16 protein-coding genes and 1 pseudogene are annotated in these 16,306 nt (G+C 43.3%); 9 read left to right on the top strand and 8 right to left on the bottom strand.

Translation table 11 applies throughout. The features are described from left to right. Nucleotides 1–240: 240 nt before the first annotated feature. Both trmFO and PN470_RS06160 read left to right on the top strand, forming a co-directional pair. Nucleotides 241–1,578, top strand: coding sequence for an FADH(2)-oxidizing methylenetetrahydrofolate--tRNA-(uracil(54)-C(5))-methyltransferase TrmFO (gene trmFO, locus PN470_RS06165; RefSeq protein WP_052277635.1), 1,338 nt, complete (start codon nt 241–243; stop codon nt 1,576–1,578). 61 nt (nt 1,579–1,639) lie between these two features. After that, nucleotides 1,640–2,137: a 2TM domain-containing protein gene (locus tag PN470_RS06160; RefSeq protein WP_002781713.1), complete on the top strand. Its 498-nt coding sequence runs from the start codon at nt 1,640–1,642 to the stop codon at nt 2,135–2,137. 302 nt (nt 2,138–2,439) lie between these two features. Here the strand turns inward: PN470_RS06160 and mutS are convergent, their stop codons facing one another. Then, entirely contained in the window at nt 2,440–5,088 is a 2,649-nt protein-coding gene (gene mutS, locus PN470_RS06155; RefSeq protein ID WP_272104093.1) for a DNA mismatch repair protein MutS, read from the bottom strand. 294 nt (nt 5,089–5,382) lie between these two features. Continuing rightward, nucleotides 5,383–6,129, bottom strand: coding sequence for a metallophosphoesterase family protein (locus tag PN470_RS06150; RefSeq protein ID WP_272104064.1), 747 nt, complete (start codon nt 6,127–6,129; stop codon nt 5,383–5,385). A 229-nt stretch (nt 6,130–6,358) separates the two neighbouring features. On the opposite strand from PN470_RS06150, the gene hemF reads away from it, so the two are divergent. From hemF to PN470_RS06135, 3 genes are all read left to right on the top strand, one after another. Next, nucleotides 6,359–7,381, top strand: coding sequence for an oxygen-dependent coproporphyrinogen oxidase (hemF, locus tag PN470_RS06145; protein ID WP_272104062.1), 1,023 nt, complete (start codon nt 6,359–6,361; stop codon nt 7,379–7,381). 192 nt (nt 7,382–7,573) lie between these two features. Further along, complete coding sequence (tilS, locus tag PN470_RS06140) at nt 7,574–8,548, top strand: tRNA lysidine(34) synthetase TilS (RefSeq protein ID WP_272104059.1); 975 nt, start codon at nt 7,574–7,576, stop codon at nt 8,546–8,548. A gap of 341 nt (nt 8,549–8,889) precedes the next feature. Next, entirely contained in the window at nt 8,890–11,190 is a 2,301-nt protein-coding gene (locus PN470_RS06135; RefSeq protein WP_271939000.1) for an ATP-dependent helicase, read from the top strand. Here the strand turns inward: PN470_RS06135 and PN470_RS06130 are convergent. The 4 genes from PN470_RS06130 to PN470_RS06115 all read right to left on the bottom strand — a co-directional run bounded on the left by PN470_RS06130 (nt 11,155) and on the right by PN470_RS06115 (nt 13,835). Beyond that, complete coding sequence (locus PN470_RS06130; RefSeq protein WP_002736158.1) at nt 11,155–11,394, bottom strand: DUF6737 family protein; 240 nt, start codon at nt 11,392–11,394, stop codon at nt 11,155–11,157. The two genes, PN470_RS06135 and PN470_RS06130, sit on opposite strands and share 36 nt — an antisense overlap. Nucleotides 11,395–11,494: 100 nt before the next feature. Continuing rightward, a complete protein-coding gene (locus PN470_RS06125) occupies nt 11,495–12,376 on the bottom strand; it encodes a 4-hydroxybenzoate solanesyltransferase (protein WP_272104057.1) in 882 nt (293 codons plus the stop codon). 181 nt (nt 12,377–12,557) lie between these two features. Next, nucleotides 12,558–13,055 carry a DUF427 domain-containing protein gene (locus tag PN470_RS06120; RefSeq protein WP_002779848.1) on the bottom strand — a complete coding sequence of 166 codons (498 nt, stop codon included), beginning with the start codon at nt 13,053–13,055 and terminating at the stop codon, nt 12,558–12,560. 264 nt (nt 13,056–13,319) lie between these two features. Next, on the bottom strand, nt 13,320–13,835 hold the full coding sequence (locus tag PN470_RS06115) for a DUF1499 domain-containing protein (RefSeq protein WP_002778574.1): 516 nt from the start codon (nt 13,833–13,835) through the stop codon (nt 13,320–13,322). Between the two features lie 70 nt (nt 13,836–13,905). Between PN470_RS06115 and PN470_RS06110 the strand changes: the two genes are divergently transcribed. After that, the gene (locus PN470_RS06110) at nt 13,906–14,109 is read left to right on the top strand and encodes a hypothetical protein (RefSeq protein ID WP_002778572.1); all 204 of its coding nucleotides are present in this window, start codon (nt 13,906–13,908) and stop codon (nt 14,107–14,109) included. Nucleotides 14,110–14,182: 73 nt separating this feature from the next. Here the strand turns inward: PN470_RS06110 and PN470_RS06105 are convergent, their stop codons facing one another. Continuing rightward, nucleotides 14,183–14,647, bottom strand: coding sequence for an SRPBCC family protein (locus PN470_RS06105; protein WP_002736419.1), 465 nt, complete (start codon nt 14,645–14,647; stop codon nt 14,183–14,185). A 326-nt stretch (nt 14,648–14,973) separates the two neighbouring features. Next, nucleotides 14,974–15,221 (bottom strand): annotated as a pseudogene (locus tag PN470_RS22105) (hypothetical protein). A gap of 324 nt (nt 15,222–15,545) precedes the next feature. Between PN470_RS22105 and PN470_RS06095 the strand changes: the two are divergent. Genes PN470_RS06095 through PN470_RS06090 form a run of 3 tightly spaced genes read left to right on the top strand, consistent with a single transcriptional unit; the run spans nt 15,546 to nt 16,304 of the window. Continuing rightward, nucleotides 15,546–15,743 (top strand): type II toxin-antitoxin system HicB family antitoxin, encoded by a 198-nt coding sequence (locus tag PN470_RS06095; protein WP_002762992.1) that lies wholly within the window; start codon nt 15,546–15,548, stop codon nt 15,741–15,743. A gap of 5 nt (nt 15,744–15,748) precedes the next feature. Further along, the gene (locus PN470_RS22320; RefSeq protein WP_002762993.1) at nt 15,749–16,087 is read left to right on the top strand and encodes a DUF6972 family protein; all 339 of its coding nucleotides are present in this window, start codon (nt 15,749–15,751) and stop codon (nt 16,085–16,087) included. Beyond that, nucleotides 16,035–16,304 (top strand): hypothetical protein, encoded by a 270-nt coding sequence (locus PN470_RS06090; RefSeq protein WP_002736772.1) that lies wholly within the window; start codon nt 16,035–16,037, stop codon nt 16,302–16,304. The genes PN470_RS22320 and PN470_RS06090 overlap by 53 nt, the downstream gene beginning before the upstream one ends. The last annotated feature ends 2 nt before the right edge of the window (nt 16,305–16,306 follow it).

Here is a 16,306-nt window from a genome sequence, read left to right as displayed (position 1 = left end):
GAAGTCAAACCGCTAACTAGCCCATCTGGAAGGAGATGGTGAGAAAGTGGGGCGGTGTTGCCACCTTCTCGAAAGCAAAAACCGTGACGAGATAAAATATAATATTCTATCCCTTCCTTGATTATAACCTGAGTTTGTGATCAGCCCCAATCTTTATGCGATCGCACTAGGCTGGCCCTATTTTTTGGTGACTCGGAACTAACGCTAAAATAATCCTACTCTAGCCATTTTCTCCCAACTATGATCGATCGCCCTATTCATGTAATTGGTGGAGGATTAGCGGGGACTGAGGCGGCGTGGCAGATAGCCCAAGCCGGTATTCCCGTGATCCTGTACGAAATGCGCCCAATTCGCTCTAGTCCCGCCCACCATAGCCAATTTTTAGCCGAATTAGTCTGTAGTAACTCCTTTGGTGCCATGGCGGTGGATCGCGCTACTGGGTTACTCCATGAAGAATTACGACGCTTAAATTCTCTAGTTATTGCCCAGGCCGATCAGCACAGTGTCCCCGCAGGAGGGGCTTTAGCGGTCGATCGAGGGGTCTTTAGTCGAAATTTGACGGAAATCTTGGCTAACCACCCTCTAGTCACCTTAAAACGTCAGGAGATCACGGAAATTCCCCGGGATGGTATCGTCGTTTTAACCACTGGACCCTTAACCAGTGCTGCTTTGGCCGCAGATCTGCAAAATTTTGCCGGCCTGGACTATCTGAGCTTTTTTGATGCCGCTAGTCCGATTATTCTAGGGGAATCTATTGATCAATCGATCGCTTTTCTGGCCTCCCGTTACGATAAAGGTGAGGCCGCCTATCTCAATTGTCCCATGGATCGGGAACAATACCTGCATTTCTGGCAAGAGTTAAAACAGGCAGAACAAGCAGAATTAAAGGATTTTGAGCGAGAAAATGCCAAATTTTTCGAGGCTTGTCTGCCAATCGAAGAATTAGCCAGTCGGGGAGAAGATACCATGCGTTTTGGTCCCCTGAAACCGGTGGGATTAGCGGATCCCAGATATCCGGATCAACGTCCCTACGCAGTTATACAGTTGCGAATGGAAGATAAAGCGGGGCAATTGTGGAATATGGTGGGATTTCAAACTAATTTAAAATGGGGTGAACAAACACGGGTTTTCCGTCTGATTCCGGGGTTAGAAAAGGCCGAATTTGTCCGCATGGGGGTGATGCACAAAAACACCTTTATTAATTCTCCCCAGTTATTATCCTCCAGTCTCCAGTTTAAATCGCGACCGACGCTATTAGCGGCAGGACAGTTAATCGGTACGGAAGGCTATACGGCTGCGGCCGCTGGGGGATGGTTAGCGGGAACTAATGCCGCTCGTTTAGCTTTAGGATTAGAAACGGTGACATTGCCAACCACAACAATGATGGGGTCATTATTTGAGTTTATCAGCAGTGCCGAACCGAAACATTTTCAACCGATGCCGCCAAATTTTGGCATTTTGCCGAATTTTACCAGAAAAATCCGCAATAAACGGGAACGTTACGGTCAATATGCCGATCGCTCTTTGCAGGATTTAGAAGCATGGATGAATCAGTTAAAAACTCCCTGTCTCGTCTAACTGTCAATCGCTAAATCGATCGCCCATAATAGAGAAGGAAACTATTTCTTTCTCTATCGCTATGCCAAACCCCGATTTTTTCCCTCCCCAATCCTACAGTCAAGAGGATGTGCAGGAAATTCTCTATTTGGCTATCTCCCGTCAAGGGGATAAGGGAGAAATTACCCGTCAACAGTTGTTAGAAATTGCCGACGATTTAGCTATTGAAGTTAAAGACTTAGAAGCGGCAGAAAAGGACTGGCAAGAGTCAAAAATGCTCAGTTATAAACGGCAAGAATTCGATCGCTTTCGTCGCGAGGAGCTAAAAAATAAAACTGTTCGCTATCTGATTATTAATAGTTTTTTTATTATCATTAATTTAATTAGTGCGGGAACAATTTCTTGGGCAATTTATCTGCTTTTGCTGATGGGTTTACCTCTTTCTCTCTCGGCTTGGAAAACTTTCCAAAATCAAGGTATTGCCTACGAAGAGGCATTTAAACGCTGGAAAATTAAGGAGGAAATGAAAGAGTCTTTTACCAATCTTTGGACACAAGTTAAAAAGTTTTTACAGTTTTAATAGTGTTGAAAAAGGAAGATTTTTAAGGGGAAAACTCTCTTCTAAAATCGGGCGTTACTTTCGATTTTTTCCCTCAATCCAAGCTTTTGGGGGGTTCTACCCCCCAAACCCCCCGTTGGGGGCGTGGCGCCGCCCCCAAACCCCCCGCGCATTAGTTTTTCGGTGGGATGCTTACACGCGATTGTTCATATATTTGTACCAGTTTAAGAGTCACTGATAATTGCTGATTATCGGTGTTTCTGCAAAATCGAGATGCAGCCTTTTCGTTAACCACAAAGGACACAAAGTTGAGTTTTCCACGACTACTTACTGTCATCAAAAATATCTAACTGCTGCAGAGAGGGGGAATTATCCGACTTAACCGGTTTAATTTTCTTAATTCCTTGACGCAAACCGATCGCAATTTTACTATGTTTTTCGATTTGACCCATCACCTGCATGGCACGATCGATCACAGAAGTTGGTAAACCGGCTAATCTCCCCGCTTCGATACCATAGGATTTATCCGCACCTCCCGGTCGTACTTGGTGCAAAAATACTATCTCATGGGGTAGTTCTTTGACCGTTACCTGATAATTAGCCACATTCTCTAAAATTGAGGCTAATTCGTTCAGTTCGTGGTAGTGAGTGGCGAAAATCGTCCGCGATTGCAGTACCGTGGCTAAATACTCGGCCACAGACCAAGCTATGGATAAACCGTCAAAGGTGGCTGTCCCCCGGCCAATTTCGTCTAATAATACTAATGATCTGTCTGTGGCGTGATTGAGAATATTGGCAGTTTCGTTCATTTCCACCATAAAGGTGGATTGGCCGGTAGCGAGGTCATCCACAGCCCCCACCCGGGTGAAAATGCGATCGCAGATGGAGATTTTGGCCGACTTTGCCGGGACAAAACTGCCGGTTTGGGCCAACAATTGAATTAATCCCACCTGTCGCAGATAACAACTTTTGCCACTAGCATTGGGACCGGTGAGAATAATCAAGTCGGGGTATTCTAAACCTTCCTGATTGCCCAAATTAATCGAATTCGGCACAAAAAAGCCAGCCCCAAGGGATTGTTCCACCACGGGATGACGACCATCTTTAATATCGATAAGACGACCATCGGCGATTTCTGGGCGACAATATCCCTGATAAACGGCGATTTCTGCCAATGCTGCCAACACATCCAAAGCGGCGACTTTTGTGGCAACTTCCCGGATTTCTGGGGAAAATTCGGCTACTTGACGGCGTAAATCGCTAAAAATCTCGTATTCTAGGTTATTTAATTCATCTACTGCCGTCAGAATTATATTTTCTTTCTCCTTTAACTCGGTGGTGATATAACGTTCCTCATTGACTAAAGTTTGCTTACGAACATACTCTTTTGGGGCGAAATCGGCTTTACTGCGGGGTAAACTGATATAATAACCGAAAGTTTTGTTATAATTAACCTTAAGGTTACTAATACCCGTTCTTTCTTTTTCTGTCGTCTCCAGATTCTTAAACCAATCGATTACTTCCTGATAGTCGCGCCGCAGGGCATCCAATTGGGCATCAATTCCCTCGCGAATCACCCCCCCTTCCTTCAGATGCAGCGGAGGAGATTCCACCAGATGCGCTATCACCTGCTGGCCTAATTTTTCTAAATCGGCGGGAATTTGCTGTAAAGCTTTCAAATAGGGCGAATTTCCCGAAGCAACCAAAGCCGCTAAATCGGCTAATTTGACTAAAGATGCCGCTAGGGAAAGTAAATCGCGGGCGTTAGCCGTTCCTGCGCCAACACGACCGCTTAAACGTTCTATATCGTAGATTTCCCTTAATTTTTGCCGAATATCTTGGCGCAGGGCGGGATTATCCTTTAACTCTTGGATAGTATCTTGACGGGCGCGAATACCGCGAGAATCTAAGAGAGGTTGCAGTAACCAACGACGTAAAGCGCGACTACCCATGGCCGTGCAAGTGCGATCAATCGCCCATAATAGAGAACCATAGAAGCTACCATCGCGCACCGTTTGGGTAATTTCAAGGTTACGACGGGTTTGCCCATCTAAAATCAAAAATTCGGAGATAGAGTAGGTTTTTAAAGGTTGTAGGGGGACTTGATTGGCTTTTTGGGTATCTTCAATGTATTCTAATAGGCCTCCGGCTGCGCGAATGGCGAGGGGTAAATGTTCGCAGCCCATCCCCTCTAGGGAACGCATTTTATAGGTGATTAGGAGACGATTTTTCGCTTCTGTGAGAGTAAAGATATTTTGGGGACGGAGAGAATAACAAAAACTATCGGGTAAACAGGGGGGGAGATGGTCGGATTTTTCCCCGGGGCGCAAAATACGGTTTAAATCGGGGGCATTGATGGGAAAAAGGATTTCTGAGGGCTGTAAACGGGTTAATTCTAGGCTTAAAGCCGTTAAATCGCTGGCTTGGGTGGTGTAGAATTCTCCGGTGGAGATGTCTGCATAGGCTAATCCCCAATTTTCTCCGGTTATAACCACAGCAGCTAGAAAATTATTCTTTTTTGCGTTTAACATTCCCTCATCGGTGAGGGTTCCGGGGGTGAGCAGTTTGGTGATAGCGCGTTCTACGAGTCGTTTTTCGGCGGCTGCTTCCGTTGAATCCTCTACTTGGTCACAAATCGCCACCGCATAGCCTTTTTCCACCAATAAACGACTATAGCGCTCTAGGGCGTGGTGGGGAACCCCGGTCATGGCGACTCTCCCAATCCCTTTACCCCCTTCCTTGCTGGTGAGAACTAATTCTAATTCTCTGGAGATAATCACCGCGTCCTGAAAGAAGCACTCGAAAAAATCGCCCACACGATAGAGTAAAAGAGCATTGGGATAGGTTTCTTTTACCTCCACATAATGCTGGTACATGGGGGTGAGTTTATCGCGATCGAGTCCGCGATAATCACGATGGGGATCCTTATTGGTAGCCGGTGGTTCTAAGGGAAAATCCGAGGGGAGAGTCATGGGTGAAGGAAAGCTGGACAATTCTTTATTCAATTTACCGCTCTTGAGAACCTAGGATCAAAGAATCCCAATGGCCTAAGCTGCTAGTTCCCGTTATCCAACCCAGGGATTAACATCTGAGCTATCTAGGTGGATTTTATATCCTACTACATCCAGTTATTAAAAACTGATTATGTATTCCCCCTTTTGCCTCTTGCCTCTTGCCTTTTGCCTGTCCTTATAAGTAGCCTATGCTCAACGGATTTATTATCATTCCTTGTCCGAGAATTATATTTTTGTTAATAACAGTTATTTTTAAGGGGTGGGCTGCACTCTTTTAGTATAGACTTCGGCGGGATTAATTGAGGTGGTTATATCTTCTAAATCGAATTTTCGCAGGGTTTTATCTTTGGTATTGACCTGATAAACCAAACGATTAGTGATATCTAATCCAGTTAACCAATTACTGTGGGGATGATAGGCTCCCGTGTCGATATCTAACCAACCGGCACCGGCGACTAATTGCCCCGGACTTACCCCCGGAAAAGTAAAAGTAATCGTGTGGCCGGTGATAATTAATTTATCACTAAAAAAAGGTTCCGGCATACTGTGGAATTCATCGCGGATCCAACAAAAATGAGTAGCATCTTGTTCTTCTAGGGGTAAATGGGGATAAACCCCGGCATGAACCAGCCAAATATCACCTAAATCGGGGTAAAGAGGCAAGGTTTTCAGCCAATCGATGTGATCTTGCGGTATTTTGTGGTTATAGCTCACGAGAGTAGCATGACCGCCACTATAAAGCCAAGCCGGCAACATTTCCCCCATCATTCTTTGGCTGCCCAACACCTCTAGCAGCATCTGTTCATGATTGCCTAATAGACAACGATAGCGGTGTTGACGAACAAATTCAACCACTTGGGCGCTATTGGGACCACGATCAATTAAATCGCCCAAGAAATAAACTGGTTCCTTTTCTTGAGGCGCGATTGCTTCTATTAGCTGCAAAAGAGGATCGTATTGACCGTGAACGTCACCGATGATGATTCGACGGGAGGGCATAGTGGTAAAAATTGGGGGTCTGTGTTATCGTCCCTTGGTCGGGACTAATTCTAATATGCCCAGTTGAGACTTAGAAATTAACATTGATTTAGGGGAAATGGGGGAATTCAACTAAAACCCCATCACCCAACACCTAACCGGTCTAAATGTTAAGTTAAGTATCGAAGATCGGCAGTTTCATCACCCAGTAGTAATATAATCACTGAGTTATCAACTTTGATCCTTGAGTATGACTGCATTCACCACAACCCCCACCCTTGCTAATTTGCCCGCCAGTGACAGCCGTAGCCGCGTCAGTGAATTTATGAAATCCCTACAGGATGAAATTTGTCAGGGATTAGAAGAAGTGGATGGACAAGCAAAATTTATCGAAGATAGTTGGCAACGGCCTGAAGGTGGCGGCGGACGTTCGCGAGTTTTGCGGGAAGGGGCAATTTTTGAACAAGCAGGGGTGAATTTTTCGGAAGTTTGGGGGAAAGAATTACCTCCTAGCATTGCCAAACAACGGCCCGAGGCTGCCGGTCATCAATTTTACGCCACGGGAACCTCGATGGTTTTGCATCCTCACAATCCTTATATTCCCACGGTTCACCTCAATTATCGCTATTTTGAAGCCGGTCCAGTTTGGTGGTTTGGCGGCGGCGCTGATTTAACTCCCTACTATGGCTTTGAAGAAGATGCTAGTCATTTTCACCGCACTTTTAAACAGGTTTGCGACCAACATCATCCCGAATATTATCCCGTTTTTAAACGCTGGTGTGATGAATATTTTTATCTCAATCATCGTCAGGAAGCCAGAGGCATCGGCGGGATTTTCTTTGATTACCAAGACGGTTTAGACCCTCTCTATCGGGGTCCCTTTGCCGAAAGTGATGCCGCTATCTATTCAGAAAAATTATCTCCCCAACAACCCCGCAACTGGGAAGAAATTTTTAGTTTTATTAATGACTGTGGCCGAGCTTTTCTACCCGCTTACGTTCCCATTGTCCAGAAACGGCACTCGACGGAATACGGTGACAGAGAACGTCAGTTTCAACTCTATCGTCGCGGTCGTTATGTAGAATTTAATTTAGTTTATGATCGTGGCACAATTTTTGGGTTGCAAACTAACGGTCGTACCGAATCAATTTTGATGTCTTTACCTCCTTTAGTCCGTTGGGAATACTGTTATCAACCTGCACCCAATACCCCAGAAGCAAAACTCTATGATGTCTTCCTAAAACCCCAAGATTGGGTTAATTGGCAAGGTTAAATCAGTTATCAGTTATCAGTTATCAGTTATCAGTTATCAGTTATCAGTTATCAGTTATCAGAAGATTGCTTTTATTTATTCTTCCCAATTCATAATTCATAATTCATAATTCATAATTCATAATTCATAATTCATAATTCCTTCTCCCGTTCTAGTTATCTGTCATTTGTCAAGTAAATAAATCTAAAAATTTTGGCTAATTTTTGGACACCTCTCCATACTCGTCTGGAAACCACGGTGAAAAAGGGACAATTACTACCTAAAAATGCGTCTCTGTTAGTGGCATTGTCGGGAGGTCAGGATTCTCTATGTTTAGGTCAATTATTGCTGGATTTGCGCCCTCGTTGGGGTTGGCAACTAGCGATCGCTCATTGTGATCACCGTTGGTCCCAGGACCGAGGATTAGTGGATCATGTGCAGAAAATCGCCGAAATTTGGCAATTACCTGTTTATATTACCACCGCACCCCCCATGGCGGAAACGGAAGCCAAGGCCCGACAATGGCGTTATCAAGCTTTACAAACAATCGCCCAAGAACAGGGTTTTAATTATCTTCTCACGGCACACACGAGGAGCGATCGAGCGGAAACTTTTCTTTATAATCTCATGCGCGGGGCGGGTAGTGATGGACTTTCTGCCTTAACTTGGTTGACAAGTTTAACCCCGGATATTTTTTTAGTCCGTCCCCTCTTAAATGTTACTCGCGGGGAAACTTTCGCTTTTTGTCAAAGTCGAGAATTACCGATCTGGTACGATCGAGCTAATGAAAATTTACGCTATGCTCGCAATCGTATCCGTCTGGAATTATTACCCTACCTGCAAACTAATTTAAACCCCCAAATTGAAAAACATCTCGCCCAAACTGCCGAAATTTTGGAAGCAGAAAGCGATTATTTAGATAGTATTGCCCGGGATATTTTTCGTCAGGTTATCGATCTAGATCAACAAAGACTCGATCGCTCCCCTTTACAAATTTTACCTCTAGCGATACAAAGACGAGTGATTCGTTTATTTTTAGCTCAATATTTACCCTCATCGCCTAATTTTGCCGAAGTTGAGTCAGTGGTTAATCTTATTACTGGTGTTAATCGCGATGCCACTTCCTCCTTAAGCGGCAAAATTAGGGTAGAAGTCCAACAAAATTGGCTATATATCAGTTATCAGTGATCAGTTAAGTAGCTGGTTATAATTAAATTACAAATGGATTTTAGGTTCGATCCCCCCTGCCCCCCTTGATAAGGGGGGTGCCGATAGGCGGGGGGATCTGAAAGTTTTCAATACCTACCTACTTATCAGTGATCAGTGATCAGATTACAGTTTTAAGTGGACAGTGTTAGGTGAAAACTTCGCTACTTTCTTTTTCACTGATTACTGCTTACTGTTTACTGTTCACTGAAAAAACCCATCTCCCCATTCTAGTTATCTGTAGCTAACTTTTACAGCAATTAGTTTAAGGATCAACTAAAATAGTAATACAATTAAACTAAAAATAAAATTGGCGGGGCATAATGAGCGAAACTAAAGTAATTAATCGAGAAAATTTACTGGTAAATCTCCGGCAACAACTACGCGCCGGACAACAGGAATTAGCCGATTGGCAAGGGGGAAAAATGGCCATTTCTGCGGTGCCGGGGGCAGGAAAATCCCACAGTTTGGCCGTAGCTGCCGCCATGGTTATTGCTCGTGAGCAACTGCACGCTAAAAAACAGTTAATTATTGTCACCTACACCCGCTCGGCTGCCGCTAGTATTAAAGCTAAAATTAAACAACGCTTGCAAGATTTACAGCTTTCTGCTCAAGGTTTCAGCGTTCAAACTCTGCACGGACTGGCTCTACAATTGGCCCGCCGTTACCCGGAATTATCGGGATTAGACCTCGAATCTTCTACCTTAGTTATTCCGACTCCTAGCCACAGAATTATTAGAAACTCGGTGGAAAAATGGCTAATTGCTGACCCAATTCGTTATCAAAAGTTATTAGAAGGAGTGGAATTTGATGGGGAAGAAACCGAAAGATTACGCCGTCAATCGGTGCTGAGAACCGAAATTTTACCTAGTCTTGCTTATGCGGCCATTCATGAGCTAAAAAGTTCGGGATTATCACCGCAGCAAGTCTGGGAATTAAGCCACTATAGCGACGATAATTATCAAATTCTCGCTATTGCTAGTGGTTTGTACCAACAGTATGAAATCCTGATGCGTCAGAAAAACTATATAGATTATGATGACATGATTTTAGGAGCCTTGCGGGTATTAGAGGAAGAAAAAATTCGCCGACAATGGCAAAAATCTGTCTTTGGAGTTTTTGAAGATGAGGCACAGGATTCTAGTCCTCTCCAAGAAAAACTAATTACTATTTTAGCAAAAAATAATGACGGGGAAATACCTAATTTAATTCGCGTCGGCGATCCCAATCAAGCCATTAATTCCACCTTTACCCCCGCCGATCCTGTTTACTTTAATTGGTTTTGTGAAAGTTGTCAAAGCGAAGGCAATTTATCGACTATGAACCAAGCAGGTCGCAGCAATACTAAAATTATTGAAGCTGCTAATTTAGTTTTACAATGGGTCGATCGAGATTGGAAACAGGGAAAAGATAATCATAAAGTTACCGAGGCTCCTTTTCGGGTTCAAGCGATTATTCCCGTCGGTGCTGAAGATCCCCAACCTAATCCAGTTAAGGAGGGAAAAGGATTAGAAATTTATCAACCCGATGACATTTATCAAACAGTAGAATTAATCGAAAAACGTCTAGTTAAATTACTCCAAGAAAACCCTCAACATAATGCCGCTATCCTCGTTAGAGAAAATCGACAAGGACACTTTTTTGCTCAAAAATTTGCCCATTTTTATAAAAGTTATCAGATCAGAATTTTTGAAGCTAATGAGATCGATCGCTTTTCCCAAATTCCCGCCGAAATGCTGAAACTATTGGCTTTTGTCGAACGTCCCCACTCTCCCGATTATCTCAAAGCGGCCTTAGAAGTGCTACAATTTAGGGGTTTAATTACTGCCCAAGACTTAAATCCTTTAGTTACCTATCCCGAACAATTTCTTTATCCCACTCCCCTCGATCCTGAACTGAAATCTAACGAAAAAATCGCCCGTCGTTATTGCTGCAGTTTACTAAAAGCTAGATTAGAATTACCCCATTATCAACTCCTGTCTTTTTTCGCTATGACTCTCCAATATTCGGGGTCAGAATTAGCAACTTTGCAAAAATTAACCGCCCGTATTTATCAGGAAACTGCTGGTAATAGTTCTCTGAAAAATACAATTAATACTCTTAATGAAATTATCGCCTCTGAGCGCTTTGAAGGAGTGGAAGAAGATAACGACGATTGTTATACTCGTCCTGGACAACTGACGATTATTACTATGCACAAAGCCAAGGGTTTAGACTGGGATTATGTTTTTATTCCCTTTCTTCACGAAGATATTATCCCAGGCAAACCTTGGGTACCCAATGGGGCAAAATTTTTGGGAGATTTTACCCTCGCAGAAGTGGCACGAGCGCAAATTCGAGCAGCGGTTCATCAACGCTATTTAAACCCCGACAGCATACCAATTATTCCCCCACCTTTAAGCGCTTGGTTAGAAGCTGGACAACTTAAAAAAGCTGAAGAATACCGACTTTTGTATGTAGCGATGACGCGAGCAAAAAGACTTTTATGGATGTCGAGTGAAAAAAAAGCTCCCTTCCGTTGGAACACTTTTCGCGGAGATGAAAGTAGTCAATTACAGGATAAAAATCCCTGTCCTGTCTTTCCTGTTTTAATCAATGCTTTCCCCGATTCTTTCTGTGTTTAACTGTTGCTGCAGCGTCCGCGGATAAAGAATTAGGAAGACAAACCACCAGAGGAGTATAGGAATAGATAGGAGTAGGGTTAACCAGAGACGCTGAGTTAAAAACCAACACCCAGCAATTAGGGTAATTCCTGTCAATAAAATCGACCAAGGTTGACACCAACGGGGTTTGTGATTCCAAACGTTATCGGATTTCGAGTTAGACATTAGTTAAGGGGCGGTAATTTACTAACTTGATTTTATAGTGATCGAGCTTAAAAAACGCTTGGGAAGACCGAAAGAGTCAAAAATTACTCGATTTACTTATTTAAAAATAACTCCCCGCAATCATAGCCGCTAATAAAATAAAACCGACCCAAACATTTTGACCGAACATTTGACCATAAACTGGTTTGGGTAAATCCGATTGACGTAACAACCAGTATTGACGCAACCAAGCAATCGCCGCTAGACCCAACCCTAGCCAAAAAGAGGCTGATAACTGCATTTTTTGCCCCTCCCAAGCCAATAAACCCACTGTTAGGGCAAAAAAGACCCCCACGGCTTCCGGGGCGTATTTGCCGAAAAATATGGCACTAGAGTTAATACCAACCTTGAGATCATCCTCTCGATCGGACAGAGCATAAATTGTATCAAATGCCAATGTCCAAAAAATCACCGCTCCCCATAATATAAATGTATTACTATCTAACGACCCGGTGACGGCACTCCAACAGATTAAAACCGCAAAACCCCAAGCGAGAGAAAGAACCAATTGGGGTACAGGAAAAAAACGCTTGGCGAGAGGATAGCAGATAATCAAGGGAACGGCGGCCACACATAGGGAAAAACTCAGGAAATTGAGATATAAAGCTAAAATTGCGGCGCAAAAGAAAGCAATCAGAGCGATAATCAAACCAACCTTGATCGATAAAGCTCTGGCCGCTAAAGGACGGTTACGAGTGCGATCGACTTGTGGATCGATATCCCGATCCCAAAGATCGTTAACCACACAGCCGGCGGCGCTAGTGGCCAAAGTTCCCAAAATGATCACCCCGATCAAGGGTAGTGGTGGCACCCCGTCTGCCGCCAAAAATACCGCCCATAAAGCGGGAATCATCAAAATTAACCTACCGGCGGGTTTATCCCAGCGCAAGAGGCGAATAATCGTCATCCAAGTGGGTTCTAGATCGGGTTGGGATATAGTCATAATTTCTCGTAAAAAGTAGAAACTAGGAGTTAAGGGGATGTGGGGTGTAGGGTGTGGGGTGTGGGGTGTGGGGTTTTGGGGAGAAAATTAATTAATTTTGGCCAGTAGCTGCCTTTTGCCTTTTGCCTTTTGCCTTTCCTAACCAAGAAGTTAATTTTGCACGACTACTTACTTAACGTGATTACCAGCCCCAACTATTGGGAACCCCTTTAAACGGACCAACCACATCGGAGGTTATCCATCCCCCATAAAAGTTGCCCGGTTGCGGTTGTACTAATTCCCCGTCGGCATAACAAGCGGTCATTTTGGCAGGATAAAAGGCCAGATAATTCTTAATTGCTTGAAACTCTGGTGTTGGATCCGGATAATACCAAGCGACGTTAATTGCCTGTTGATCCCCAACGGTGATATTGTAATATCCCGCTAGACCTTTCCACTCACAAAAAGACTTTTCTGCTGTGGCTTGCAGGTATTCCATTTTAATATCTTGGGGCGGTAGATAATAAACTGGAGGATGACTGGTTTCTAGAACTCGATAACTGCTTTTAGTATCGGCAATTATCACCCCATTAAAGATAATTTTTAGGTGTTTAGGCGATAATTCTAGGCGCGGGGGACGAGGATAATCCCAGACGGATTCCTGTCCTGCTTTTGCTGGTATCGGTTGGGGACGAAACATAATTTTTCTTATATTATTCTCCGAGTCAGTATTCTCTGAGTCATTTCACCGTTTACTGATTACTGATTACTGATTGGGTGCATCTCCTATTGGTGACTTTCTCTGACATATAGGTGAGCAGCAGAAGTCATTTAAAGAGGGCGAATGCAATTCGCCCCTACAATAATAATATTATCGCACCAATGGTAGGGGCGCATCGCGTGCGCCCAAATGTAGTATAGATATTTCTACAAAATTGAGATGCACCCGATTACTTTTCACTGATTACTGTTTACTGATCACTGAAAAGAGTTTTCTCAGGGTTTCCACTCGTTCTCGATTGACATTTAAATCCGATTCTCCTAACCGGGAGGCTGAGCGAACATCGATCGCATTTTTGCTAGGATTAAGAGAAAATTCTAGATCATCGACAAATCCCATCCATTGACTGCTAAATTCGGCGTAGAGATAGTTACTATCTTGGTTAATAATTTTAGTTCTCGGTTGGGAGGCGATAATTTTAGCTAATTGCTCGATCGCTTTTTCACCGCTACCCTGATAACTAAGGGGTTCGATCGCATGAGCCTGATCCTGACTCTGACTACTAACACAATTAGGAGTGACTGGACAAGGGGCCAGTTTACCCTCCCTGACTCCCAAATAATCGGGACGAGTACCGGCGAATAAACTGACGCTATCGGGAGCGATTAACCTAATTCCTAGCCAAATGAGCAGTATTCCTAGAAAAATAAACGGGGTTAGCCGGAAAGATTTTTTCACCGTGTTGGGAGTTTCAGTCATGCTAGTCTTACAGAATCACTTCAATTAACTTAACATTGATAGGTGTGACAATATCAGGAGATAGAATAAGATGTTTCTCGATGAATTACAACCCGTTGTTAAAGAACTGATTCAACAACCGATCGCTTTTTTCGGTGGTTTTGCCTCTGGATTACTGCGCTTGAAACTTTCGGACGATCCCCTCAAAAAATGGTTAGAAGAGCAGGGATTAGTCAGTTTTAACGACAATAATCAGGATAACGGCAACAGTCCCCAGTCGATCTCGATCGATTAGGGATCGGGGGTTAGCTGTTGGGGGTGAGGGTATTCTCCCATCCCCAAAACCCCCCGCTTACCACCCCATCAGCTTAACTTGTTGCTGAAAGTAGATAAATTTCCTCGGCTACTCGTTTTAAGCGTCTTAATTGCGCTTCCATATCCTTTTTAGTCCATTTGGCGGCGAATTGCTGGAATCCCCACCCCACAACCGGATTAGGAATCGCAAACTCAAAACGATTGATTAAACAAGTGCCGTCATCATTGGGTTGACATTCCCAGCGATCGCAACCGCGAAAAAAGCCTTCAAATTGCCAGACAATTAATCCCGGTTCCCTCTCAATCACCGTACTTTTCAGCGTTGGCTGAATTAGGGGAATTTGAATCAAAAAACGACTTCTCCCACCGATATCGGTCTTCCAATCGCCGATAGGTTCACAAACTAACACCGGATTCAACCAACGACGCATTAACTCTAAATCCGTGATACAACGCTCCACCGTCGTGGCACTAGCTTTAATCTGAATTGATTGTTCAAATACTTGACAAGATGACATTGATCTGCTTATAAATTACTGGCTGAGAATTATCGGTAGTCGGACAAAAATAAAGTTAACTGTGCAGACAAGGCAACAGTAAGGGTTTCGGCCTTGGTTACATTTCTTAACATAGTCTTGTTTATAGCCTTTCTCATCAAGATGAAGTGTAACCTAATTTGCTATGGACGACCGGCGATCGACCCCCCAAAACGAAAACTTCCTACCTCACCATTAAGATAACTGCTCTCAAGCTCACTTTTTCACTAGCTTGAGCAACTCTCGAAAACGTTGGCGTAATCTCTCGATATTAACTGATAATAACATTGGTATCGATAACAAAACGTTTAGTCATCTTCATTTAAGAGAGATTCTAAAATTTCAGGGTTTAATCCTCTCTCTTGTGCTTTTTGTCCAATAGTATCCATCGTTTTATATAATTTGTCCAGAGATTCTTTTATAGATAAATTTGAAGATTGAACATAAAAAGCGATTTTTTTTCTATTTTTTGACGCTCTTCTTCTGTTGCATTCCAATAAGTTTGAGCAACATCTAAAGGAACTTTGATTTTAATTTCCGTTTGATAGTTTGTCATAATTATATTTTTTTAGTTTAGTAATAAAGAAATTCAGTCGAAATTAATAGCCTCCCTTCCGCCAGCGTTACAATCTAGAAGTTTCAGTTACTCTAGCGCATTGTTAAACCGATTGTCAAGTTTAGTTACTCTCAATTTAAGATATGTAATTTACTTTGGTTGCGAAAAACCAACGCCGCTAGTGTAAGTATTCTCCAGCGCCGGGGCTAAATCTAAAGATGACGTTGGGGGGAAGGCTAATGCAGGAACGGTAAATAAATTTGGCTGAGTTGTTTGCTATGATTAGGGGTAATTATTAACACTTCTTAAAAAGCGAGTGGAAAAATGAGGCAAGTCATTGTATATCGAGACGAAGACGGCTATTGGATTGTGGAGTGTCCAAGTCTCAAAGGCTGTGTTAGTCAAGGAAAAACGAAAGAAGAAGCCTTGATTAATATAAAAGAGGCGATTGCCGGTTATATTGCGGCTTTAGCGGAAGACGGCCTGCCGATTCCAGCAATTATTAGAGACGTTGAAGTCTAACCATTATGAGCGGAATTAATCGCGAGATTTTTCTTGACACTAAGCATATTTCTAAACATCTACCGAATACTCCACAATCACGGAGATTACTGTTACGAGGACGAGCTATTCATGTGTTTAAAGATGAAGATACAATGCTACGAGTTATTCAGGCTATCATGGAAAGGGGTGAATACACGGGCAATGTTCGAAACTATGAGCGCTATGGGCTATTCTTTGCCGAAGCGATTGGTTGTCGTATCAGCCCAGATGGTTTAAAGTCTTCTTTATTCTACGGCGAGGTTAAGATTAATGCAAACAACGAATATCACGCAATTCCTCGAACCCGACCTAGTGAAGGATAATTGGCGCTTCCTAGAAGTTTGGGTGGATTCCATGCAGTCCCCTCCCTATATCCTGCTAGTGTTGATCGATAAGGCGAGGGGGTGTTATGTTTTTGATCCTGCTGAAAAGTACCGTCTCGTCAAGGCGTTTCCAGATTATGAAGAGGCTCAACTCTGGCTCTTGGAAGATGAATACGAACCGATTGAAGGACGATTATCTAGTGAGGAAAGCGCTTAGAT

It is taken from the genome of Microcystis sp. CS-574 (genome assembly GCF_028329095.1).
Taxonomy (GTDB): Bacteria; Cyanobacteriota; Cyanobacteriia; order Cyanobacteriales; family Microcystaceae; genus Microcystis; species Microcystis ichthyoblabe_A.
This window is presented reverse-complemented; position numbering and strand designations above follow the sequence as displayed.